General features: G+C 60.7%; 26 protein-coding genes, 1 tRNA gene and 1 riboswitch. Of the genes, 13 read left to right on the forward strand and 14 right to left on the reverse strand.

The window, feature by feature from the left end:
• Positions 1-193: 193 nt before the first annotated feature.
• Genes G8E03_RS07985 through G8E03_RS08000 form a run of 4 tightly spaced genes read left to right on the forward strand, consistent with a single transcriptional unit; the run spans position 194 to position 4,384 of the window.
• Entirely contained in the window at positions 194-1,321 is a 1,128-nt protein-coding gene (locus G8E03_RS07985) for an NAD(P)H-dependent glycerol-3-phosphate dehydrogenase (protein ID WP_166190463.1), read from the forward strand.
• On the forward strand, positions 1,318-2,100 hold the full coding sequence (locus G8E03_RS07990; protein ID WP_166190466.1) for an HAD-IIB family hydrolase: 783 nt from the start codon (positions 1,318-1,320) through the stop codon (positions 2,098-2,100). Before G8E03_RS07985 ends, G8E03_RS07990 begins: the two co-directional genes overlap by 4 nt.
• A complete protein-coding gene (gene ggpS / locus G8E03_RS07995) occupies positions 2,097-3,602 on the forward strand; it encodes a glucosylglycerol-phosphate synthase (RefSeq protein WP_166190468.1) in 1,506 nt (501 codons plus the stop codon). Before G8E03_RS07990 ends, ggpS begins: the two co-directional genes overlap by 4 nt.
• Entirely contained in the window at positions 3,599-4,384 is a 786-nt protein-coding gene (locus G8E03_RS08000) for a DUF4198 domain-containing protein (RefSeq protein ID WP_166190470.1), read from the forward strand. The genes ggpS and G8E03_RS08000 overlap by 4 nt, the downstream gene beginning before the upstream one ends.
• Here G8E03_RS08000 and G8E03_RS08005 read toward each other — a convergent pair whose 3' ends face one another.
• Genes G8E03_RS08005 through G8E03_RS08025 form a run of 5 tightly spaced genes read right to left on the reverse strand, consistent with a single transcriptional unit; the run spans position 4,385 to position 8,672 of the window.
• Positions 4,385-6,340 (reverse strand): hypothetical protein, encoded by a 1,956-nt coding sequence (locus tag G8E03_RS08005; RefSeq protein WP_166190472.1) that lies wholly within the window; start codon positions 6,338-6,340, stop codon positions 4,385-4,387.
• Positions 6,337-7,203 carry a flagellar motor stator protein MotA gene (gene motA / locus G8E03_RS08010; protein ID WP_166190474.1) on the reverse strand — a complete coding sequence of 289 codons (867 nt, stop codon included), beginning with the start codon at positions 7,201-7,203 and terminating at the stop codon, positions 6,337-6,339. Before motA ends, G8E03_RS08005 begins: the two co-directional genes overlap by 4 nt.
• Before the next feature lie 29 nt (positions 7,204-7,232).
• Positions 7,233-7,799 carry a MotE family protein gene (locus G8E03_RS08015; protein WP_166190476.1) on the reverse strand — a complete coding sequence of 189 codons (567 nt, stop codon included), beginning with the start codon at positions 7,797-7,799 and terminating at the stop codon, positions 7,233-7,235.
• A complete protein-coding gene (locus tag G8E03_RS08020) occupies positions 7,796-8,173 on the reverse strand; it encodes a hypothetical protein (protein ID WP_166190478.1) in 378 nt (125 codons plus the stop codon). The genes G8E03_RS08015 and G8E03_RS08020 overlap by 4 nt, the downstream gene beginning before the upstream one ends.
• A gap of 10 nt (positions 8,174-8,183) precedes the next feature.
• A complete protein-coding gene (locus tag G8E03_RS08025; protein ID WP_166190480.1) occupies positions 8,184-8,672 on the reverse strand; it encodes a flagellar basal body-associated FliL family protein in 489 nt (162 codons plus the stop codon).
• Between the two features lie 133 nt (positions 8,673-8,805).
• Here G8E03_RS08025 and fliF point away from each other — a divergent pair, with 133 nt between their 5' ends.
• From fliF to G8E03_RS08060, 7 genes are all read left to right on the forward strand, one after another.
• On the forward strand, positions 8,806-10,371 hold the full coding sequence (gene fliF / locus G8E03_RS08030) for a flagellar basal-body MS-ring/collar protein FliF (protein ID WP_166190482.1): 1,566 nt from the start codon (positions 8,806-8,808) through the stop codon (positions 10,369-10,371).
• Positions 10,371-10,967: a FliH/SctL family protein gene (locus G8E03_RS08035; protein WP_166190484.1), complete on the forward strand. Its 597-nt coding sequence runs from the start codon at positions 10,371-10,373 to the stop codon at positions 10,965-10,967. Before fliF ends, G8E03_RS08035 begins: the two co-directional genes overlap by 1 nt.
• A complete protein-coding gene (locus tag G8E03_RS08040) occupies positions 10,945-11,283 on the forward strand; it encodes a FliM/FliN family flagellar motor switch protein (RefSeq protein ID WP_240910306.1) in 339 nt (112 codons plus the stop codon). The genes G8E03_RS08035 and G8E03_RS08040 overlap by 23 nt, the downstream gene beginning before the upstream one ends.
• Entirely contained in the window at positions 11,273-11,986 is a 714-nt protein-coding gene (gene fliP / locus G8E03_RS08045) for a flagellar type III secretion system pore protein FliP (RefSeq protein WP_166190487.1), read from the forward strand. Before G8E03_RS08040 ends, fliP begins: the two co-directional genes overlap by 11 nt.
• Positions 11,983-13,029: a flagellar motor switch protein FliG gene (locus tag G8E03_RS08050; protein ID WP_166190489.1), complete on the forward strand. Its 1,047-nt coding sequence runs from the start codon at positions 11,983-11,985 to the stop codon at positions 13,027-13,029. Before fliP ends, G8E03_RS08050 begins: the two co-directional genes overlap by 4 nt.
• 258 nt (positions 13,030-13,287) lie before the next feature.
• Positions 13,288-13,458, forward strand: coding sequence for an Arm DNA-binding domain-containing protein (locus G8E03_RS08055; protein WP_166190492.1), 171 nt, complete (start codon positions 13,288-13,290; stop codon positions 13,456-13,458).
• Entirely contained in the window at positions 13,448-14,158 is a 711-nt protein-coding gene (locus G8E03_RS08060; protein ID WP_166194000.1) for an IS6 family transposase, read from the forward strand. The genes G8E03_RS08055 and G8E03_RS08060 overlap by 11 nt, the downstream gene beginning before the upstream one ends.
• Before the next feature lie 233 nt (positions 14,159-14,391).
• Here G8E03_RS08060 and G8E03_RS08065 read toward each other — a convergent pair whose 3' ends face one another.
• From G8E03_RS08065 to G8E03_RS08085, 5 genes are all read right to left on the reverse strand, one after another.
• Entirely contained in the window at positions 14,392-14,724 is a 333-nt protein-coding gene (locus G8E03_RS08065) for a type II toxin-antitoxin system HicB family antitoxin (protein WP_166190494.1), read from the reverse strand.
• On the reverse strand, positions 14,721-14,975 hold the full coding sequence (locus tag G8E03_RS08070) for a type II toxin-antitoxin system HicA family toxin (protein WP_166190496.1): 255 nt from the start codon (positions 14,973-14,975) through the stop codon (positions 14,721-14,723). Before G8E03_RS08070 ends, G8E03_RS08065 begins: the two co-directional genes overlap by 4 nt.
• A gap of 104 nt (positions 14,976-15,079) precedes the next feature.
• A complete protein-coding gene (locus tag G8E03_RS08075; RefSeq protein WP_166190498.1) occupies positions 15,080-15,790 on the reverse strand; it encodes an IS6 family transposase in 711 nt (236 codons plus the stop codon).
• Positions 15,791-15,981: 191 nt separating this feature from the next.
• Positions 15,982-16,069 (reverse strand) — tRNA-Ser (locus tag G8E03_RS08080).
• A gap of 75 nt (positions 16,070-16,144) precedes the next feature.
• On the reverse strand, positions 16,145-17,794 hold the full coding sequence (locus G8E03_RS08085) for a thiamine pyrophosphate-dependent enzyme (RefSeq protein WP_347340492.1): 1,650 nt from the start codon (positions 17,792-17,794) through the stop codon (positions 16,145-16,147).
• Between the two features lie 126 nt (positions 17,795-17,920).
• Here G8E03_RS08085 and G8E03_RS08090 point away from each other — a divergent pair, with 126 nt between their 5' ends.
• Complete coding sequence (locus G8E03_RS08090) at positions 17,921-19,000, forward strand: CaiB/BaiF CoA transferase family protein (RefSeq protein WP_166190502.1); 1,080 nt, start codon at positions 17,921-17,923, stop codon at positions 18,998-19,000.
• Entirely contained in the window at positions 18,997-19,791 is a 795-nt protein-coding gene (locus G8E03_RS08095; protein WP_166190504.1) for a maleylpyruvate isomerase family mycothiol-dependent enzyme, read from the forward strand. The genes G8E03_RS08090 and G8E03_RS08095 overlap by 4 nt, the downstream gene beginning before the upstream one ends.
• Here the strand turns inward: G8E03_RS08095 and G8E03_RS08100 are convergent, their stop codons facing one another.
• From G8E03_RS08100 to G8E03_RS08115, 4 genes are all read right to left on the reverse strand, one after another.
• Positions 19,792-20,259 (reverse strand): protein-tyrosine phosphatase family protein, encoded by a 468-nt coding sequence (locus tag G8E03_RS08100; protein WP_240910307.1) that lies wholly within the window; start codon positions 20,257-20,259, stop codon positions 19,792-19,794.
• A gap of 17 nt (positions 20,260-20,276) precedes the next feature.
• Complete coding sequence (glpK, locus tag G8E03_RS08105) at positions 20,277-21,773, reverse strand: glycerol kinase GlpK (RefSeq protein WP_166190510.1); 1,497 nt, start codon at positions 21,771-21,773, stop codon at positions 20,277-20,279.
• On the reverse strand, positions 21,770-22,486 hold the full coding sequence (locus G8E03_RS08110; RefSeq protein ID WP_166190512.1) for a glutathione S-transferase N-terminal domain-containing protein: 717 nt from the start codon (positions 22,484-22,486) through the stop codon (positions 21,770-21,772). The genes glpK and G8E03_RS08110 overlap by 4 nt, the downstream gene beginning before the upstream one ends.
• Before the next feature lie 77 nt (positions 22,487-22,563).
• Positions 22,564-23,511, reverse strand: a complete 948-nt coding sequence (locus G8E03_RS08115; protein ID WP_166190515.1) for an alpha/beta hydrolase family protein — start codon at positions 23,509-23,511, stop codon at positions 22,564-22,566.
• Between the two features lie 131 nt (positions 23,512-23,642).
• Positions 23,643-23,722: riboswitch (SAM riboswitch) on the forward strand.
• The last annotated feature ends 4 nt before the right edge of the window (positions 23,723-23,726 follow it).

Genomic DNA, 23,726 nt, shown 5'->3' on the forward strand with positions numbered 1-23,726 from the left:
CATCTTGAAACTCCTCCTTTGGACTTGACCCAGTAGACCGTCGGATCTCTCATGGAGCAAGCATTCGATCACCGGACCATGATTAAACTTCCAATGTTATTGGTGCGATGCAACATTCCTGCACGTCCGTGTTGAAAAGGACGCGGCGCGCACCATTGTTGCCTCTACGGTATGTTCAAGGAGATGATCACGAATGCAGGGTACGAACCAGGCTCAGCCGCCGGCGGAGGAATTGGCCTATCGGCGTATCTGTGTTGTGGGTGGCGGCGCGTGGGGGACCGCGCTGGCCTCGGTCGCGCGGCATGCCGGACGCGATGTATCGCTGTGGTGCCGCAGTGCCGAGGTGGCGGAGGCGATCCGGGACCGGGCCGAAAATCCACGCTACCTCAAGGGGATCAAGCTGGCCTCCGGTATCAAGGCCACTACCGATATGGCGCAAGCCCTGCACGAGGCGGAGGCAGTCCTGCTGATTACACCATCCCACAGCATCCGGGAAATGACCCGTGCGATTGCGCCGCTGACATCGCCGCACTGCCCGATCTTTACCGGGGCGAAAGGGATTGAGGCGGACAGTGGTCTGCTGATGACCGGCATCATGGCCGAGGAGGCGCCGGGCCGGGTGATCGGCGCCATCTCCGGCCCCACATTCGCGGTTGAAACCGCAGCCGATCAACCGACGGCAGTCACCATCGCATGTACTTCGCGTGCGACGCAGCCCGGCAGCATGGCGGCCGCGCGTCTGGCAGCGGCACTGACCACTTACAGTTTCCGTCCCTACATCTCGGACGATCTGACGGGCGTGGAAATCGGCGGAGCCATGAAGAACGTCATCGCCATCGCCTGCGGCATGTTGCACGGCGCCGGATACGGAGAGAACCTGCGGGCCGCTCTGATCACCCGTGGTCTCAGTGAGATCAAGGAACTGGCCGTCACCATGGGCGGCTCGCGTGAGACGGTCACGGGGTTGAGCGGTATCGGGGACCTGATGCTGACATGTTCATCCCCGAAATCGCGCAACTTCTCCTACGGAACGCAGCGCGGGCAGGGGTTGAGCGATGCGGAGGTTTTCGAAGGGCGTCCTGTCGTTGTCGAGGGTCGCACCAACGCCGTGACCGTGACCGATCTGGCGCGCAAAAAGGGTTTGCACATGCCGGTCTGCGAAATGGTCCGCTCCATCGTCGCTGACGGTGCCCCAATAGGCGAGGCCTTCGCCAATTATTGGAGCGCGCCGATTGAGGGCGAACCTCGGGCCCTCGATTTCAAGATCGCGCATCCCGCGACGTCTGCCGCACATTCCCGCTTCGGAGGATCGAAGACATGAGCACCCCACCCTCAGACGCGACTTTCACGCTCGCCACGGATCTGGACGGCACCTTTCTGGGCGGCAGCGACGCGGACCGAGCTGCCCTTTATGACTGGATCGAGGCGCGCCGTGACAGTGTCAGCCTGGTCTTCGTATCGGGGCGCGATCCCGAGTTCATCCACTCCCTTTGTTCCGACAACTGGGTGCCCTGGCCCGATTATGTCATCGGTGACGTCGGCACCACCGTCGCCCGCGTGGACCGGCACGATGAGGACAAGCGAACCCTGACCCATCTGCCCGAGCTGGAGCATGAGATCGCCGCACGCTGGGGCGATGCCGGTGAGCAGGTGCGCAAGGCCCTCGCAGATGCGCGCGGGCTGAAACTTCAACCGACGAAATTCCGCTACCGCGTCAGCTATGACATGGACCCGGATGCATTCGATCCCGGCGCATGTGAGGTCGTCACGGGCATGGGGCTGGACTGGCTGGTCTCGGACAATCGCTATTTCGATGTCTTGCCACGTGGCATCAGCAAGGGCCCGACGCTCGAGCGGTTCATCACCGCTTTCGGGATGTCGCGCGGGCGCGTATTGGTTGCGGGGGATACCCTTAACGACCTATCCATGTTCAAGACGGGTCTGAACGGAGCCGTGGTCGGTGGTGCGGAGCAAGCCTTGCTCGATGCGACCAGGGACATACGGACAGCCCGCAAATGCAAGGCGATCGGCGCCGCAGGAATCATGGAGGCGATTGCCGCCTTCAACCTGCACCCCGACGCGAATGGAGAACAGGAATGAGTTCCGATCTGGTCATAGTCTATCACCGTCAACCTTACGAAGAGGTCGAGGTCGACGGCAAGATCGAGTTGAAGGAGAATTCCAGCCCCAACGGGATCGTCCCCACCCTCAAGAGTTTCTTCGGTCGCGTGGAAAAGGGCAGTTGGGTGGCGTGGAAGTACGCCGACGACCCCTCGAACCCCGATTTCGAACGGGTGGTGGAGATTGACGACAGCTACGGCAAATATTCCGTGTCCAGATTGCCCCTGACCGAGGAGCAGGTGCAGAGCTTCTATCACGTCAGTTCCAAAGAAGCCTTCTGGCCTATCCTGCACGGGTTCAAGGAACGCTACAATTACGATCCGGTTGACTGGCCCACTTTCCGTCAAGTGAACTGGGCCTTTGCCGAGGCTGCAGCGGCCGAGGTCAGCGACGATGGCGTCGTCTGGATACACGACTACAACCTGTGGTTGGTGCCAGGCTATCTGCGGCAGTTGAAACCGTCCGTGAAGATCGCGTTCTTTCATCACACACCCTTCCCGAATCCCGACATCTTCAACGTCCTCCCCTGGCGGGAGGAGATCGTGAAAAGCCTGCTTCAGGCAGATGCAGTCGGATTCCACATCCCGAGATATTCCAACAATTTCAAAGCTGTGGCGCGCTCCATCACCTCCGCTCGCTCAACGGATGAGACACCGACGCCTGAGGCGATGTCGCCGCGCGGAATGGCCCTGTCCGAACGCCATACCGTACGCGCCATGCGCCACCACGACCACGATATCCTGATCGACACTTCTCCGGTGGGCGTCGATACCGACTATATCGCGTCCGTCGTCGCTGACCCGGAAGTGCAGGCGAAGGTTGCCGATATCCGCTCCGAAATCGGAGAGGATATGCAGCTGATCGTGTCCGTGGCACGAACCGATTACACCAAGGGCAATGTCGAACAGCTTGAAGCTTACGAGCGGTTGCTGGTTTCCCGCCCCGATCTGATCGGCAAGGTTCGCCTGATGCATGTCTCCGTCGGTGCGAACCGCAACATGACGGCGTATGAAGAGGTACAGCAGCGGATCGAGGAACTCTCGGGCCGGATCAACGGCACGTTCGGCTCGTTCGAGTGGCAACCGGTTTCGCTGATCTCGACCGCGATACCCTTCCGTGACCTGATCGCGTATTATCGTGCTGCGGATGTCGCCTGGATCACACCTCTGGCGGATGGCTTGAACCTGGTTGCCAATGAATTCTGCATGGCGCGGGACGATTTGGGTGGAGCGCTGGTCCTGTCGGAATTTGCCGGAACTGCCGTTCTGTTGAAAGGCGCCATTCCCGTTAATCCGTTCAGCTTCGCGTCGATGGATCGCGGCATTCAACAGGCGCTGGACATGGATGACGAAGAAAAGCGTAGCCGTATGAAGGGCCTGCGTGAAAGCGTTCAGAAGTTTGACATCAATGCCTGGGTCACGTCCCAGACTGAACTGTTCGACCGTCTGCGTAAATTGCCATCCAAAGAGGCAAAATCATGAGGCGGATCATCGCGGCGCTGGCACTTATCGGGGCCACATGCCCGTTGAGTGCTCACGAGTACTGGCTCGAAGCTCCGAGCCATCAGATCGAGACCGGGGATGGGATCGAAGTCGGCATTTTCGTCGGATCAGACCTTGTGGGGCAGCAAATGCCCTATTTCCCTCAGGCATTTCGCAGCCTGCAGCATTATGCTCCGGGTGAGGATGGTCAGTTCATTTCCGGGCGAATTGGCAACATGCCGGCCTTGGGCTTGGCGGATCTGCAGGAAGGGCTTCACATCGTTGCTCAGGAAACGCGTGACTCTCGCCTGACCTACGAGGAAGAGGGCAAGTTCGAGAGTTTCCTCGCAGCGGAAGGTATCGAGTATATTCTGGATGAGCATCGGGCGCGTGGCTTGCCTGAGGTCGGATTTTCCGAAACTTATTCCCGCTCGGTAAAAGCCTTGATCGGTGTCGGCTCCTCCGAAGGTGATGATTTCCGGGTCGGTCTGCCGGTCGAATTGGTCGCGCTGGACAATCCCTTCACCACCGAGGGCAACATTCAGCTGCAGTATTTCGTTCGTGGGGAGCCTGCATCGAACGCCCGCATCAATCTGTTTCATCGAAGCATTGGTGGAGACGTCATCGAAGTTCCGTTGACCACCGACAGTCAGGGCATCGCCGTGGTGCCTGAGAGCGGAGCCGGGTTCTATCTGGCCAACGCGGTGCATATGGATGCGGTCAGCAATGCCGGACCGACCGCCTGGCATTCGAGCTGGGCGTCGTTGAGCTGGACGAGGTGATCAATCCAGCGTTTGAGCCGAGGATTGTAATAGTTGCAGGGTCGCGGATCTGAGCGAGCCTCCGCTTTCGAGCAGATCTCTGGCTGCGGCAAGTGTCACGGGCTCTTCCACTCTGGGCGCAAGTTCCGTCGCGTTGGGTCGGAACGGCTCGGGGCGGGGTGTGACACGGTTAGCCGAAGCAATGATTTCAGATGCTTCGTCGTTTCCCCTCAGGTGCGCCGGAGATGCCATTTCGATCGCATCGCTGGGCAAACCGAGCGTGAGTAGACCACGCGCCGCACTTACCCTCGCGGCATCCCCGGCGACCCCTTCGGGCAAAAAATTCGCGTGGTGCAAAACCGCACGAGCGTAGTCCGGATTGCCCGGTGCTGTGGACTCGATCAGGTCGGCAGCAACCCTTCGCCAGATCTCCGCCATTTCCGGCTCACGGTCCGCGCTGGCAGTAAGCAGCTGCAACGATTGCGACAGTGCCCCATCGCGCGCCCGGATCGAAGCCAGTAGCCTGATCGCTTTGCGGCCGAGTGGGGTTCCCCGCATCTGGAAAGCCGTGGCGGCGAGATCCAGCTCTGCCCCGCGGTCCACGGATATGTCATCGTTCAACTCAATTTCGATCAGATGCGCCCTGGCATGATGACCAACCAGATCCGTGCCGGCTGCAAGAGCCTCGAACCCCGTACGGGCTGTTTGAACATCACGACGGCGCAGTGCAATCCGGGACGCGGTCAGTTGCATTTCGCGGGACCCGGGGATTCCCGAACGGTTGGCGAAATCCAGTGCCCGTTGCGCACTGGCGAGAAGTGAAAGCTCCAGCCATTTTTCGGCAACGCGCTGCGCGATCAGTATGCGGTGTTCGGGAGGGAACGTGCCGAGGGTCGCAAGATCGCCATCGACATGGCGCCTCGCCAGAAATGCCTCATCGTTCGCCAGCCGTGCCCAAAGCCCCAACACGCCCGGGCATTCGACATGGGTGAGCAATGCGATGCCCGGTTCCATGCCGTCGACGATCCGCGCCATATCTGTATAGGTAGCTTCCGCCCCTAGGATGCCCTTATGGCGACCAAGGATCGCCAGACTCTCCGCTCCCAATCCAAGTCCGATCGCCTGTTCGATCGTATCGCTTAGAATGCGTTCATTCAGCGCATCGAACTCACCGTAGAGCGCAGTCCGATTCGACACATAGGTGGAATATTGCTCCTGTAGAGTTGCGAATGTCTGGGGAACGGGGGCGTTGCAGCCTGGGTCATTCGCCGGATAAGAGCGCGTCGGCGTATCGAATGCAGTTCGGATATCGACATTTGGCGTCGAGGCAAGTTCGGGCACAACGACGTCTTCGATCGACTCCTCGGGTTCGCGCTCAGGCTCAGGCTCCGGCTCCGGCACGGGTTCTTCCACGACATCCTGCGTGTTTGGCGCATCCTCCGACAATTTGAGAAGCCCTTGATCCGCAGCGCGGGTCAGTTGCTCCACGAGCCGATCGCGAACGTCGCTCAGGTCAGGCCGGGAAAAAATCTCCGGGGTAGCAGGCGGTTCGGACGGCAACATATACGAAGCTGAATCGTCGATGACTGTCCCTGCCTGCGATAGATCCGGTGCCTTCACGGCGGGTTCGCTTCCCGTATCGCGAATATCGACCACGAGGTTACGGTCCACTTGGGGAAAAACCTGAACCGGGCAATTGCAGCCCAGCCGCAGAATGAGGTCGTCGCCAACAACGTTTATATCCAGCAATCTCGTACGGGGAATGCGGTCAAAGATAGTGTCGAGGGACAGATTCCCTATGTCAGGCAGATTGATCGTAACAATCCGATCTTTCTGTATCGCGGACCACTCATCGGGAGGGGGCGTGTCTATGACCAGCCTGGTAAATGTAGCGTGTTCACCGGAGCGTACAGTGGTAAGATCCTGTGCGCAGGCCTGATTGGCAATCAGGAAAACAGCAATTGCGAGCCACCTCATGCCGCAACACTCTCACTTCGCAACGCCGTATCGAGGTCGTCGAAACTGGGGCGGAGTTCCGATGACATGCACTGCCGTCCGATTTCCACACACATATTCGGGGCATGACCGTGAAGGCTGGCCACGAGAACTTCACGGATCAGCATGTAGAAATTGTGATCTGCCTCGGCCAGTTCATTGGCCTTTGTCGCGAATGGGCCCACCAGCGCATAGGCGAGAAACACGCCGAGGAATGTGCCGACCAGGGCACCACCGATCATCTTGCCCAATACCGCGGGCGGTTGGTCGATTGACGACATCGTCTTGATCACACCCAGAACCGCCGCGACGATACCCAATGCGGGAAGCCCGTCCGCCATGTTCTGCAAGGCATGACTGGGCTTGAGAGCATGATGCAGATGCGCCTCCAACCGCTTGTCTATGACCTCCTCAACCTGATGCGGGTCGTCGTAGTTCATCGAGGCTGCGCGGAGCGTGTCGCAGATGAGGGTGACGGCCGTCGCATCGGCCAAAATGCGAGGAAACCGTTGGAAGTGAACGCTTTCTTCCGGTTGCTCGATATGCTCCTCGATCTGCACGGGATTGTTGCGCGCTATGCGGAGCAGTTCGAACAGCAGGATCAAAACATCGGAATAATCACCGGCTTTCCATTTTGGCCCGGTAAACACCCGTCCCACATCGCGCAAACTGCCGCGAATCGTGTCTCCTCCGTTGGAAATGATGAAGGCACCGACAGCGGAGCCCCCGATAATCATCATTTCATAGTGCAGCGAGGAAAAGATGATGCCGAGCTTTCCGCCCCCCCAAAGGTACCCTCCGATAACCATGGCAAATACGATCGCAAGGCCGAAAAAACCGGTCATTTATCTGCTCCAACTCTGCTGTACACGATCTATTCCTGTACGACTGCGGCATGACGCCCTGCCATGACGGCGCTCAACGCGTAGGCCTGTTCGGGCGTAACGGCGGAAAGGATAGCCCCTGCTGCCTCAGGCTCCATACGCATCAGGAAACCGGCTGCAAAACTCGGCTCCATTGCGCCGAAAAGGGGGGCGGCGGTGGCAGGACGCATACTTTCGTAGACGGAAACCAGACGTACGACATCTGTCTCCGCTGCGCCGGAGGCCACGGAAAGCGTATCGCGAAGCGTTTGCTCGGCCTGCTCCAGCTGTTCTATCTGCAGGGCCAAAGCACGCTCCGCATCGGCAAGTTCGCGGGTTCGCTCATTTACCTGCTGTTCGAGCAGATCGAGTTCGGCCTCACGCCTTTGAAGCGACTCGAGGAAGACATCCTGCTGCGAGGTGTCTGCAGGAGGCTCCCCGAGATTGGCATGTGCGGGCCCGATTGCCCCGGACAGGGCGCTTGCCCATTGCGGGCCCTCGGTGGCGATCCTCAATCCCGCGGATGCCGCGAAGATACAGATGATCAGGACAAGAGCCGGGACTCTGGAGCGGCTCATCGTTTCATAGCCTTGTAGGCATCGCGCAAACTGCCGTCGAAGGAGGACGGCGTAGGCTTTTCCGGCCGCGTTACGGGAACGGCTGTGCCGGAGCGGGAATCATGTAGCGTGGCGAGCAGAAGCTCCAGCCGGCCGGCGGCTTGCTCCGCGCGCGCTGTTTGTACGGTCATGTCCGCCACCGCATCGACCGATTGTTTCTGAGCGGTCGCGACCGCCGATGTCATTTCATCGACCCTGTGCGAGAGGCTTGCAATCGCAGCGCCCATGCCGCGATCCAGACGGCCGAGAGCCTTTAGCCGTCGAGATACGACCATGCAGTAAACGGCGAGTGACACCGTAGCGAGGATAAGAAGTCCGTCGGCAAGTAGCGACATGGTGATACCTTCAGTTGAGTATGAATTCCGCGATGAGAAGATCGTGCACCCTGTCCGGGCCCACGATTACCGAAATCCGACGCAGCATCTGGGCGCGCAGCGTCAGCAAAGCGGCAGGCTGCTCCAGCATCGTCGGCTCCACCGCGCGCAGATAGGTTGCGATCATATCGGCGATGCGAGGTTTCACCGCCATGACCTCCGCTTCGTATTGCGGCCGGATGTCGAGCGTGGCGGAAAACCGCAGATGATCCGCGCGTGAGTTCGGGCCGAGGCTGATCACTTGCGGGTCCAGAGGAACGAAGGACGTTTGATTCGGGCTCGGCCTGTCGACAGCGGCTGCAACCTCCACCGGTTCAGCCTCCTCCGGCATCAGATGGAGAGGATCCAGCGTGACGAAGGCGAAGCTGCCCGCACCCGTCAGGACGCATAGAATCAAGGTCACCACCACGGGAAACCGCTTCTTGGCCTTGGGGTCAGTTTCGTCCGACGGTTCGCTCATCAAATTACCCTCATCGTGTTCGGGATCCGTTCTAGCGGCGCACCACTAACCAATTCTTAAGAAGCCGGAGCTTATCGATGAGTACGGACGAAGGCCGGAAGCGCCGTCGAAGACCCTGGAACGAGGTATATAAGTGAGCGATCTGATCTCCCGATTCGAGGCTATGCCGGGCCGTTTTCGTCTTATCGCCGGCGGGGCCGCCATAGCAGTGATGGCGCTGCTCCTGCTTCTCGCTCGTGTGGCGGGCACGCCGCAGATGGCGCTGCTGTATTCCGGGCTGGAACCGAGCGTCGCCGCCGAGGTGCTGACCGCGCTTGAGGCGGAACAGGTCGAACATGACGTGCGGGGCAACGCGATTTATGTGTCCGAGGATCGTCGCGACAATTTGCGATTGCAGCTGGCGGGCCGTGGATTGCCCGCGAGCGGCGGAGCGGGATATGAGCTTCTCGACGAACTTTCTGGATTCGGCACCACGTCCCAGATGTTCGATGCGGCCTATCGGCGCGCGCAGGAGGGCGAAATCGCCCGTACGATCGCCTCGGCCCCGGCCATACGTTCGGCGCGCGTCCATCTTTCACGAACGGAGAACTCTCCGTTTCGCAGGAATCAGCAGGCGACAGCCTCGGTGACGGTGACCATGGCCAATGCGCCGCTGTCATCTGACCGGGCCCGCGCGCTCAGACATCTTGTGGCATCGTCGGTGCCCGATCTGATGCCCGAGGCTGTGTCGATCATCGACGCGCAGGCGGGCATCATCATTGGCGAGGATTCCGATGATCCCGCAGCCAATGCCAGCGATCGGGCAGCGCAGATGCGGGCGAACGTACTGCGCTTGCTGGAGGCGCGCGTGGGCCCCGGGCGGGCGTTTGTCGAGATCAATGTAGATACGACTCTTGATACTGAAATCGTTACGGAACGTGTCATCGATCCGGACAGCCGTGTCGCGATAAGCACGGATGTCGAGGAGGATTTGGAGCAGGCCACCGGATCCGGGCCGGGTGCCGTAACAGTCGCCAGCAACCTTCCCGACGGGGACGCCGCCGCCGAAGGCAACAGCAATTCGCGAGAGGTTACCCGCACGAGGGAGCGTGTGAACTACGAGGTGTCCGAAGTCCTGAGGGAAAGGACCAGCAATCCCGGCCGGATCAGCCGCCTGTCCGTCGCAGTTCTGGTCGATGGGATGGAAACTGCCGGACCTGACGGGACCACATGGCAGCCGCGGCCCCAAAGCGAAATCGCCGCGATGGCGGAGCTTGTCCGCGCTGCTGTGGGTTTCGATGCGGCCCGAGGCGACGTTCTGACGATCGAATCGATGCAATTTCCCGAACGCGGTGAGGTGGGGACTGTCGCCAACGCGCCTGCATTTATTGGAGGTACGATACCTTTGAGCCTGATTTTGCAACTCGGCGTTCTCTCGGCAGTCGTATTGCTTTTAGGCCTGTTCGTCCTGCGTCCAATTCTGCTGACGCGGCGCGACCTGGATACCTTGCCCAATCCGGCTGAGCTGCCGTCACCCGAAAACGGGGCGGCTATCTCGCCGGAGCTTCTGATGCTGGAAAACATGCCCAGCGAGCAGGAGGCCGAGAAACCTGAGACTCCGCTGGCGCGTCTTCGCGGAACGGTCGAGGGCAGGAGACCTGAATCCGTCGATCTGCTGCGCAATTGGATCGACAGCGGAATGACCGAAGGAGTGCCGTGATGAGCGCCCGATTGTTCCGCCTCGATGACATCGAACGTCCCGCCGCCGCAGCTGCCACCACCGAACCAGTTTGCGGTGAGCAATTGCGCAAGGCTTATGATGAGGGGTACGCCAAGGGGTTCACCGACGCAGCTACGCGCGCGACGGAAGCGGTCACACAGCAATCCGAACGCGTGACCACCGCGATATTCGAAGCTGTGTCCGACGCCCAGATCACAATGCAAAGCGCACGGGCAACGGCGGAGGCCGATCTTCTCGATCTGATTTCGGAGATAGCACGGACTGCGTTGTCCGAAGCTGCGGCACGCGATTTTTCCGAGCAGGTCGCAACGGCGGTAAGGCGCGAACTCGATCTCGCGCCAGGGACCAGCATCACGGTCAGCCTTTGCCCGGAAGAAGCCGGTATGATCACGGAGGCTATTCCGGAAGGTATCGTTATCCGCAGCGCGCCTGACCTGTCGCCTGGATGTGCGACCATCGCCACCGATAGCGGACTTACCAAGCTCGACATTTCTACTGTCCTCACCCGCATCTCGCAGACACTTTACCCAAATTCGACACAGGAACCTGAATATGACCAGCGAAACCACGCCTGAGGCAAATGACATGAACCGCCTGGGGGAGATTGAAACACTCACCCCCCGGCGCAGTGGCGGCCCGTCGCCGCAGGCCTTTCGTGGCGTTCCGATCGAGGTGATCGTCGCTGTGGGGCGGGCCCGCCCGATGATCGCGGACCTCGCACGATTGCGGCGCGATTCTGTGCTGTCGCTGGATACGACATTGACCGATCCGGTCGATCTGTATGTCGGGGATCGGCTGATCGCGCGGGGCGAGTTGCAGGAAATGGAGGACGGAAGCGGCAGACTGGGTGTGCGGCTGACGGAAGTGGCGGATCTGGAAGATGCGGTTTAGCGCCGCCGTCCTGTTTCTGCTGCTTCTGGCGGCTCCGGGTCATGCGCAAAGCATCGCTGTCGACCTCGGCGGCGACAGCGTTTCGATGCGCACGGTACAGCTTTTCCTCATGGTGAGCGTGTTGAGCCTGGCGCCGGGGCTGGCGGTGATGGTGACCTGCTTTCCGTTTATCGTGACGGTCCTGTCGATCCTGCGGCAGGCGATCGGCGTTCAGCAGGCGCCGCCGAACATGCTGATCGTCAGCCTCGCATTGTTTCTGACCTGGTTCGTGATGGAACCGACGCTGGAGGCCGCGTGGGAGCAGGGAATATCGCCCGTGATCGAGGGCACGCTTGAGGTGCGGGACGCCATTCCGATCACGATCGAACCCTTTCGCGGCTTCATGCAGGCACGAGTAGACGTGGATACGCTCGATACACTGGCGGATGCGCGCGGGATCACGCTGGAGGAGGGCGCGCCCCCGCTTCACATGCTGGTGCCGGCGTTCATGCTGACGGAGGTTCAGCGCGGGTTCGAAGTGGGCTTTCTGATTTTCCTGCCCTTTCTGGTCATCGACCTGGTGATCGCCGCAATCCTGATGTCCATGGGAATGATGATGGTGCCGCCCGCCGTCGTCGCGCTGCCCTTCAAGCTTGCCTTTTTTGTGCTCGCCGACGGCTGGGCCCTGCTGGCGGGCGCACTGATAAGGAGTTATGCCCCGTGAGCACAAAATTGGCACACGCGTTGCCTGTTCCCGACCGGGCGCAGCTCGACTTCACACCTACGCAAAAGGCCGCAATCATTCTCGCCGCACTCGGTCCGGAGCAGTCAGCGCCTCTGATAAGCGACTTGAATGAGGCTCAGCTGCGCCGGTTTGCCGTGACGATCAGCGGATTGAAGCGCATTCCTCAATCCGCAATTCTGGATGTGATCGACGAATTCATGAGCACACTCGGTGACGGTGCGGACATCTCGGGCGGTGCCGAGGTGGCCCGGCGGATGCTGGAGGGAGCACTCGATTCCAAGCAGGTCAATCGCATCATGGGCGATGTAGACAGCTCGATGAACCGTTCGTTATGGGACAAGATGGGCCTGGCCCCGGCGGCGGCTGTTGCCCGGTTCCTTCAGAATGAACATCCGCAGACCGCAGCAGTGGTGTTGAGTGAATTGAGGTCGGATCGTGCCGCGGCAGTTCTGGAACTACTCGACAGCACATTTGCGCAGAACGTGGTGTTGCGGCTGTCGCGGGCACCGCGGCTGGAGCCTAAGGTCGTCGCGATGGTCGAATCCGTGATCATGCGCGACTTCCTGTCCATCGCGCTGGAAGGGGGCAACACCCGCAGCCCGGCCGACTTGATCGCTGGGCTAATGAACAATGTGTCCGGGACCATGCGCGGCGACATGCTGGGTCATCTGGAAAATCGTGACCCAGACCTGACCACGGAAGTGAAGCGTGTGATGTTCACCTTTACGGACATCGTGAAAAGGGTGGAGCCGCGCGACGTTGGCAACGTCGTACGCAACATGGATGAGGCCGTTCTACTCGCGGCATTGAAATCAGGTCAGACGGTCAGCCGCGAAAGTGTGGAGTTCATTCTGTCCAATATCTCCAAGAGACTGGCAGAAAGGTATGTCGAGGAGATCGGACAGATGCAGGACATCAAGATCAAGGACGGAGAGAAGGCTCAAGCCGACTTGATCGCGGAAATTCAAGCACTGGCGCAAAAGGGCGATCTGACGCTGATCATGCCCGACAGCGACGGCTGATATGCCCTGTGGCAAGTCCTTCGCGAGGGGCCAGTGAAACGCGTTCGCGTCAGAACGCAAACACTGGTAAAATGGCGGAGGCGGTGAAAGCGCGAGATCTGCTTCGTCTGCCCCCACCTGCCGTCACCCGAATCCTTTTAACCATAGGAATTCATATAAATTATTCGCCGCGTGCCCTCTCCCGCCCCGAGGTGGCACTGATACAGGCCAAGGCGGTTTTGTACCCTCGATTTGCACCACAAACCGGGGGACCACGCCATGTTGACAGTCAAGCAGATCGAAGCCGCGCGGTACGGTGTTTCCCCGGTGCGCCTGTCCGATGGCAATGGTCTCTATATCCGGCTGAACAAGGGCGGCGGCAAGGGGACTGTTGCATTAATAGAAAGCCATGACAAATTTCATGTTTTCGAGGTCGGCCATGCCGTGTAAGTCCCCATTTAAGCACCACCGGTTTCCACGTCAGATCATCCTTTGCGCTGTTCGGTGGTATCTGCGTTACCCGCTATCATATCAGGATGTGGTTGATCTGCTCGAGGAGCGTGGGATCAACGTGGATCGGTCAACCGTGTATCGCTGGGTGATCAAGTTTGGCCCACAGATCACCAAACGGACAGAGAAACATCTGCGCCGCGCCAGCGTCGATTGGCACGTAGATGAGACCTACATCCGTGTTAGCGGTAAGTGGCGTTACTTGTGGCGCGCCGTTGATGCCAATGGCCAGATGATCGATTTTCGCCTGACTACTAAGCGAGATGCAAAGGCGGCAAAAGCCTTTTTGAATAAAGCGATTGAACGCGTAAGACTACATCGGCCGGTGACTATCGTCACAGACAAAGCGCAAAGCTATCGACGTGTCATCCGCGAGATCAATCACCGTTACGATCCACATTTTGACAGCATCCGGCACATCGATCAGAAATGGCGGAACAACCGCATCGAGAGCGATCACGCAGCCATGAAACGGCTACTCGGATATCGGCAGAGCTTCCGATCCTTACGATCGGCCAAGGCGACCCTCAGCGGCATCGAGACAATCCGAACCATCAGGCGAGGTCACGTCCATCACAAGATATCAGGCGTCAAAGGTGAGATCGAATTCATCCGCAGACTATTCGAGACCGCTGCATAACCCAACGCGCGCCCCAGAGTAGATCCGCGGTAACAGAATTAACGCAACAGTCCCGGATAACCTCCCCGAAGAGAGATTCGAAGCCCTAGTCAGCTACCTACAGAAACGGATTGACAGCACCCGCCTCGGCAAGACCCGGAAGGCGCGCTGCCAAGGCCGATATTCGACCTTTGAGGAACATCAGGCCAAATGAGTGTCATGCTTTCCAAGCATCAACGATATTTTTGAAGCCACTACCCTGTCGCACGATTAAGAACCTCTTCGGCCCACTGGTTCAGGCTTTTTCCCGATAGCTCGGCCGCGAGCGCAGCCTTTCGATGCACTTCGGGATCGACACGGAACATGACCTGGCCGGAAAAGGCCTTCTGCGGTTCCTTGCCAACTTTCGCGCACGTTTCGATGTAGTCTTCGACAGCCTCATGGAAGGCTTCGCGCAATGCTTCAACCGTGTCGGCATGAAAGCCAACACCATCACGGATACCGGCGAGACGTCCGGTGAAGATTCCATCGTCGTCATCATACTCGATGCGGGCCGAGTAGCCTTTGTAGGTCATGGAATTGGTCATGGTGTTACTCCGATCCGTTCCAGAAACGCCCGCGCGGCGCGCACTTGGTAGCGTTTGGCTTCCTTGGCGGGGTGCGGTCTGTGAAACGTCTCGACCTCGCCATCCTTCTCGAACCGCACCCGCGAGCCGCGCCCTTCAATTACCTGTGCGCCAGCGGCGACAAGCAGACGCTCGACCGCTGACCATTCGATTGTTCCCGATACCGGGTCTGTAAAGACAACGGCCAGAGTCTTGCGGTGTTTGCTGTTCATCAGGTTATGTAGCTCTTGCTTGCAATTTTTGCAAGCATATCTTTGCCCCGGGACTGTTGCATTAATTTTGGCAGGCTGATCTGCGGCTGCTGGATGCCGCTCGGTCAGGCAGCCGCAGCGAACAGGCTGGCGATGAACGCGATCTCGCCTTTGACGCCGGGTTGTTTGTGGTGGATGTGACCGCGTTTGATGGATCGGATCGTTTCGATGCCACTCAGGGTCGCTTTGGCGGTTCGCAATGAACGAAAGCTCTGACGATACCCCAGGAGACGCTTCATCGCGGCGTGATCGCTCTCGATCAGGTTGTTTCGCCACTTCCGGTTGATGTGTCGGATACTGTCGAAATGCGGGTCATACCGATGATTGATGTCGCGAATGACGCGCCGGTAGGCAGGCGCTTTGTCCGTGCATATTGTGACTGGCCGATGCAGCCGGACCCGCTCGATGGCCTTGTTGAGGAAGGCCCTGGCCGCCCTCGCGTCCCGTCTGGCGGTCAGTCGGAAATCGACCATCTGACCGTTCGCATCGATCGCCCGCCAGAGGTAGCGCCATTTGCCTTCCACGCGGACGTAAGTTTCGTCGACGAGCCAATCGACGCTTGCGCGGCGCAGGTGTCTCTCGGTTCGTTTCGTCAGTTCCGGGCCGAACTTCTGAACCCAACGATACACCGTGGATCGATCAACCACCACGCCGCGCTCAGCCAGCAGATCCACAACATCCTGGTAGGATAGCGGATAGCGCAGATACCAGCGCATCGCGCAAAGGATGATCTCTCTGGGAAAACGGTGGTGTTTGAACGGTGATTTGCGCGGCATCGTGGACCTCCGGAACGGACCATCAGCAGGTAGCCCGAATTAATGCAACAGTCCCGAAAATCTTCACCGAAGCGGCTATTCTACAAAATGTAGAGCCACACCAAGGTTTCGCAAAACTGTACCTTGAAATGTACCCGACATAATGTGGATCAGAAAAAACCAAGGAATCCCAGCATGTTCGCTAGAATAAATGGCGGAGCCGATGGGATTCGAACCCACGGAACCTTTCGGTTCACACCCTTAGCAAGGGCGCGCCTTCGACCACTCGGCCACAGCTCCGCAGATGGGTCTATCAGGGGTATCGTGCGGAGAACAAGGGCCAAAATGCGCTAATTTTCAGGAATGCGCACTTCTCTACTTTTGCGCGGCCGCACGCATTTGCGATATAGTCTGACCCGGTGTCAGAGCCTCGGTTGCGATATCGAGATGCAGCACAGCCGCCGTTCCGCTGTTACAGGCATCGGCAAATGCGCTGGCGAAATCTGCGGTCTGCGTCACACGACGTCCGAACAGTCCGCATGACTGCGCGAAGGCCGCGAAATCGGGATTTTTCAGATCGGTGCCGCTTACCCGAGCGGGATAAGTCCGCTCCTGATGCATCCGAATGGTGCCGTAGGTCTGATTGTCCAGGACGAGGATGATCGGTGTCGCGCCTTCCTGGGCGGCGGTGGCCAGTTCCATACCTGTCATCTGAAAATCGCCGTCACCGGCAAAGCATATGACGCGGCGGTTCGGTGCTTCGATCGACGCGGCGATCGCGGCGGGTATGCCGTATCCCATTGCCCCCGATTGCGGCGCGAGCAGCCGGCGCGCACCCCCGACTGGTATATGCCGTGAGGGCCAGACCGCGAAATTACCCGCGCCATTGGTCAGGATCGCATCGTCGGGCAGGACTTCGCGCAGATGGGCGCACACTTCGACCATATCGACGGGGGAGGGTTGCGCGCGCGTATCGAGGACCGCTTCGACGCCGGATCGGGCCTGTTTGCGCCAGGCGGACCGCGCATCGCTGTCGGACAGGTTCATATCCTTCAGCGCGGCGATCATGCGGTTGGGCCCGGCATGAAGGGTGAGATCCGCCGCATAGACCTTGCCCAGCTCGCTATCGGCTGCGTGGCTATGGATCAGCGTTTGATCCGGGCTGGGGACGCGCAGCAAGGTGTAGCCGTCCGTCGTCATTTCCCCGAACCGGGCATTGATCGCCAGAATCACATCGGCTTCGCGCAGCAGGTTCGCGGTGGCGGGCGTCATGCCGACGCCGGCATCACCAGCATAACAGTGTGAGGTGTTGTCAATCAGGTCCTGCCGCCGGAACGAGACGACGACAGGCAGGTCCAGCCGCTCGGCCAAATGTTTCAGATCATGTCTGGACGCATCGGACCATCCGGCACCGCCGGCCAGCAGGATCGGGCGTTCCGCCTGTTCGAGCAGGGCGGCGATCCGCGCAATATCGGCCGGGTCCGGGGCGGCCTCGACATGGGGCAGGGCGGGAACCGGGCTGGCATCCACCTCGGCACGCAGAATATCCTCGGGCAGGGCGATGACGACCGGACCGGGTCGACCGCGCGTCGCAACGGAATAGGCGCGAGCGATGATTTCGGGAATGCGACGGGCGTCCTCGATCTCGACCGCCCATTTGGCCATGCTGCCGAAAACGGCGCGGTAGTCGAGTTCCTGAAACGCCTCGCGTCCCTTCATGTCGCTGCCCACCTGACCGACAAACAGGATCATCGGAGTGGAGGCTTGCATGGCCGAATGCACACCGATGGCGGCGTTGGTGGCACCGGGCCCGCGCGTGACGAAGCACAATCCGACCTGACCTGTCAGTTTGGCCCAAGCCTCGGCCATGAACGCGGCGCCGCCTTCGTGGCGTGCATTGACGAAACGGAAATCGCGGTCGTGCATGGCGTCGAGCACGGCAAGATAGCTTTCCCCGGGCACACCGAATCCGATATGCGCCCCCTGTGCCAACAGACACTCCATCACCATTTCGCCGCCGGTCATCATCTGCTCCCTATCTTGATGGCAACACACAAGGGCGCACTGACGATCGGGTCAAGCCCCAGTGATAGAGGGCCTTGTAGATGCGGTCAGGATGGGTGACGTTAAACGAAAAAGGGGAGGCGACATATGGGTCCGCTCAAGGGTATTCGGGTTGTAGAGTTCGCAGGTTTGGGTCCGGGGCCGTTTGCCGCGATGTGGCTGGCCGATATGGGGGCCGATGTGGTGCGCATCGACAGGCCCGACGGTCGCGCTCCGTTTCCGATGAAATACGACGTGCTGGCCCGGGGCCGCAGGTCCGTCACCGCGGATCTGAAAACGGACGAAGGGCGCGCCCGTGCCGCCAGCCTGATGCAGGCGGCTGACGTTGTGATCGAGGGATACCGCCCCGGCGTAATGGAGCGTCTGGGTCTGGGGCCGGAGGAGATCTGCGCGAAGAACCCTCGCTTGATCTATGGCAGGATGACCGGCTGGGGGCAGGATGGGCCTCTGGCGGAAACCGCCGGTCACGACATCAATTATATTGCCCTGACCGGCGCGTTGCACGCGATCGGCGAGGATCGACCGCAGCCGCCTCTCAATCTGGTAGGGGATTTCGGCGGCGGATCAATGTACCTGATTGCAGGCATTCTGGCCGCACTGGTCGAAAGGGGCGTGTCCGGCGAAGGGCAGGTCGTGGATGCGGCGATCGTCGATGGCACCGCGCACATGATGGCGATGATCTATGGCATGCAGGGAAATCGACTGTGGCGGGACGCGCGGCAGGCCAATTTCCTGGACGGCGGCGCGCATTACTATCGCTGCTATGCCTGTGCGGATGGCCAGTGGCTGGCGGTGGGGGCGATAGAGCCTCAGTTCTACGCCCTTCTTTTGGAGCATAGTCAGGCCGAAGGGATCGAGGGTCAGCTCGATCCTTCCGATTGGGCGCGCAGTGCTGCAGTGTTGGAGGAGGTTTTCCGCAGTCGCCCGCGCGACGAATGGCTGGATCTGATGGAGGGGACGGACGCCTGTGTCGCGCCGGTCCTGTCCCTGCACGACGCTCCTGAGCATCCGCACATGGCCGCACGGCAGATATTCGAGCGGCGCGACGATATCGTTCAGCCCGCACCCGCGCCGCGCCTGTCGCGTACGCCCGGCGCATTGAATCGCCCCCCGCCCGAGAAGGGCGCCGACCTCGCCGATGTCCTGCACGAATGGGGAATTGAATGAAGCAGGAGGCTCTTGATTTCCTGCAAGAGGCCCGCGCCCTGCACCGCCTGATCGCGGCGCGTCCCACGACATTTCTGAACGAGGCGACCCTGTTCAAGGGCTGGACCGTCGAGGAGATCGTGCGTCACCTACACGTCTGGAATGTGATGGCCGATCTTTCGCGGACCGATCCGGAGGCCTTTGCCGCACAGATCGAACATGTCGGGGCAGGCATCATGTCGGGTACGACACGGCAGGTGGAGCGTCAGGTCTGTACGCTGCACGGGCGACCTCTCATCGTGGCCTGGCAGGACCGATATGAGCGTATGGGTGCTGAATGGGCCTTGGTGGACCCCCGCTTGCGCCTGAAATGGGTCGGTCCCGATCTGTCTGCCCGGACTTCGATTTCCGCCAGTATCATGGAGGTGTGGGCGCATGGACAGGCTGTGTTCGATATCGCCGGCGTTTCGCGCAGCCCCACACCCCGGTTGTGGAATATCGTGGCGCTGGGCCTGAATACGTTCGGGTGGAGCCATCAGGTCAACGGTTACGAGGTGCCGCCCGCCATGCCCCTGGTGCGTTTGACATTGGGGCAGGAGGTGCGCGAATGGGGCGACCAGACGGTCGGACGGATCGAGGGCCCGGCGGAGGCTTTCGCCCAGGTCGTCACCCAGACGCGCAGCATCGCAGATGTCCCGCTGACAGTTATGGGTGACGTGGCGCAACGGTGGATGCAGATGGTGCAGTGTTTTGCCGGCCCGCGCAATGCACCGCCGTCCGCGGGTACGCGGCATATCGCTCAGACAGGATAGTCAGTCGGGGTAGGGAGCACCGGAGGCAGCCCACTCATATTGTGCGCGCGTCTCGACCGCACAGGGACGAACGGCGCGCAAACGTTTCAGAGCGACGGCGGCCTCCTCCCCACGTTCCACCAGTAGCCGCAGAAGGATCATTCCCGACCGCCCGCAGCCGCCGCGACAATGCACGATGACACCTTCACCGGCATCGAGGCGGGCATTGATATCCTTAGCCATTTTCGCCCAGTCCAGACGGGTCTGCGGGGCGGGTGCGCCGAAGTCGGGGATGGGCAGATGCGCCCAAGCCGCCCCAATCGCGGCGAGAGTCGGCGCAAGCGGTCCGGACATTTCGCGCGTGGTCGTCAACGACACCACCAGCGTCGCGCCCCAATCGGTAATGTCCTGCATCGTTTCTTCGTCCGGCAGGGGCATGATGCCGATGCGTCCTGCACCGGCAGCGATCGTGGGTATCCCGAAATGCACGCCATCCCTCACCATGTTTAAGTGGTGGAGAGTGTTCTGCGCACGGCGTCGCGCCACCCGGCATATTTGCGGTTGGCGGTTTCGGTATCCATCTGCGGCGTGAACTGCTTGTCACGTTGCCAGCTCTTGGCGAAATCCTCGGGCGGACCGGCGATATCGCTCTGCATCGCGGCGAGGTAGGCGGCGCCCAGCGCCGTAGTCTCCCGCACGATGGGGCGATCGACGGGGGCCTGCAATTGATCTGCCAGCGCCTGCATGGTCCAATCACTGGCCGTCATGCCGCCATCGACGCGCAGAACGGTGGCATCGGTCGCGGCACCGTCCTTTTTCATAGCCTCGAACAGGTCGCGGGTCTGATAGGCCACGCTTTCCAACGTTGCCTTCGCGATTTCCTTGGGCCCCGTGTTGCGCGTCATGCCGAAAAGGGCACCGCGCGCGTCTGCGTCCCAGTAAGGTGCGCCCAGGCCCGTGAAGGCCGGAACCAGATAAACGTTCTGATGGGGATCAGCATCCTGCGCCAGACCGCCTGTCTGCCCCGCCGATCCGATCAGACCCAGCCCGTCGCGCAACCACTGCACCGCAGCCCCGGCCATGAAGATCGACCCTTCCACTGCGTAGGTCGGCTTGCCCCCGATCTGATATCCGATGGTCGTCAGCAGGCGGTTCTGTGACCGCACGGCGGTATCGCCGGTGTTGAGCAGGGCGAAACAACCCGTGCCATAGGTCGATTTCATCATGCCCTTCTCGAAACAGGCCTGACCCACGGTTGCGGCCTGCTGATCGCCCGCGACACCCCGGATCGGAACGGCGGCACCCAGCGTCTCACCACTGGTCATGCCGAACTCGGCGGCGCAGTCCATCACCTCGGGCATCATCGAGGCGGGAATGTTCCACATGTCCAGCATGTGATCGTCCCATCGCCCCTCGTGAATATTATAGAGCATCGTGCGGGCCGCGTTCGTCGCGTCCGTTACATGACGCTTGCCGTCCGTAAGATTCCAGATCAACCACGTGTCGATCGTGCCGAAGGCCAGACGCCCCTCTCGCGCCGAGGCGCGCGCGCCCTCCACATTGTCGAGCAGCCACGCCAGTTTCGAGGCGGAAAAATAGGGGTCCAGCAACAGGCCGGTGCGGGTGATGACCTCTTCCTCATGCCCCTCGTCCCGCAGGCGGTCGGTGGTCTGCGCGGTGCGCCGGTCCTGCCAGACGATGGCGCGGTGGATCGCTTCGCCGGTGTCCCTGTCCCAGACCACGACGGTTTCGCGCTGGTTCGTGATGCCGATGGCCGCGATCTGGCGCGGGGTCAGGTCTGCATCGGCCAGCGCGGTGCTGATGGCCTTACGGGTGGTGGACCAGATTTCCTGGGCGTCATGTTCGACCCAGCCTGATTGCGGAAAATGCTGGGTGAATTCGTACTGCCCGGTCGCGATGGGCCGCAGCTTGTCATCGAACACGATCGCGCGTGAGGACGTGGTGCCCTGATCCAGGGCGAGGATATGCTCACCGTTTTTCATGAGTCTCTCCCCTTCTGACCGAACAGGACGCTGTGCGTTTCCCTCTTGTCCTGAAGGTTTCCGCGCAGATCCAGCCTCAACCTGCGGCCGCGATCCAGTGCGGGACGGGCGCTACAACGATCCAGCCAGGCTTGCATGTGGGGGGTTGAGGCGATGTCGTGCTGCTGCCCCTCCCACAGCGAGGCCCAAGGCCAGATCGCCATATCTGCGATGGAAAAGAAATCTCCGGCAACATATTCACGATCCGCCAGCCGTCTATCCAGCACCCCGTAGAGGCGCGAAGTCTCCTTGCGGTAGCGATCCTTGGCATAGGGTAGGTCGTTGGGCGGTTCCATCGCCGGCGCGTATTTCAGGAAATGATGCGCCTGTCCCGCCATGGGCCCCAGTCCGCCCATCTGCCACATCAACCATTGATCGACCTCGATACGCTGACGCTGGGTGTCGCCGCAGAACGTGCCGGTCTTGCGGGCCAGGTATTGCAGGATCGCGCCGCTTTCAAAGATCGAGATCGGCTCCCCATCCGGCCCGTCGGGGTCGATGATCGCTGGCATGCGGTTGTTGGGCGCGATCTTCAGATATTCCGGCGCGAACTGGTCGCCCGCGCCGATGTCGATCAGATTGACGTTGTAGGGCAGTCCCATTTCTTCGAGCGCGATGGATACCTTCCATCCGTTCGGGGTCGGCCAGTAATACAGCTCAATGGGTCTGCTCATGTCTTCCTCCGCACAGGTCGGGTTCAGCATGCCGAGGATGAGACGACGTGCAACCCCCTGATGTTAGCGAAGCAAGACTACGCGCCGCGCATCCTGTTGGTTGGCAACAAGGCGCTGAGCGTCGAGACCACCGCGTTGCGCGCGGTTTGCTGTGCAGGGACGGGTTCGTCAGACAGTGCCGCAATCCTGTCGGCAGTCCAGACCCCCGGCTGGTCCAGCAACGCGGCGTACAGAGGGCCTGTACCCGGGCGGGTATAAAAGCTCCAGTGACAACGACCGCGGGACGTTGCGCCGAGGGGAAGGCCCCGTGCCTCCAACGCCTGCTCGGTTCTGGGATCGTCCAGAGTGAGCGTCGCCACGCCGTCCACGGGCCCGGCCGCACCCAGCGCGGGGCCTTGACCGGGGGCGGCCCATTCGAACATCCGATCGAACGGGGCGTTGGTGCGGGCGCGGACATTGATGATTTCGGTGCGTCCGGTGCCCCGCTCGATATGCATCCGTGCGATTGTCGCGCGTTCCGCGGCCCCCCACAGCAGAATACGCCCCGGCTCGGCCAGCTTCATATGGGGCAGGGACGCCAGGGCGATGCGGCCTCCCAGCGAATGACCGATCAGATCGATCCGGCGATCCGGGTCGAGTGTGGCGATACGGTCGGCAAGACGGGCAACCTGCCGCGCGATGGAGTCCGCGCGCGCATACACTTCCGCAAAACCCCGGATCGAGTTCAGCGTGCCGTGACCCGTGTGCATCCCCGGCCAGCCGATCCCCAGCGTCGGACCCGCCCGGTCGAGCATCCCGGGCCAGCTGATGATCCTGTCACAGGTGGTTTCCGGTGTTTCGGCGTAGATCAGGCGATGCGGATCGCGCAATGTCGGATCGGCGGCGCTGGGCTGGTGAAACGGGCAGTATTTGTACCCATGCAACAATAGCGTAACCGGACTGGCCTGACGGTTCAGAAGCCTGTCCAGCGCCGGTTCCAGCGGCGCACCTGCGGCATCCGCCGTCAGATGCTCGGGTGTCGCCACACATTGCATCGTACCTGCCTTGGGTCGAGTTGCTGTTTACTGAGGGGTAGAACGAATGTGCGACGGAAAGGTTCAGATTCGATGAAGATGCCGTGACTGCGGGCCGTTGACCGGGCAAAGGCACAGGCGTAAACACGTCCCGTGGCGATTTGTAGAACCGGATTGCGGGCCACGTTAAACACGCCGCTAAAGAGGTCGGACCCCGTGCGGCCCGA

Source organism: Pontivivens nitratireducens (genome assembly GCF_011290545.1).
Lineage (GTDB): Bacteria > Pseudomonadota > Alphaproteobacteria > Rhodobacterales > Rhodobacteraceae > Pontivivens > Pontivivens nitratireducens.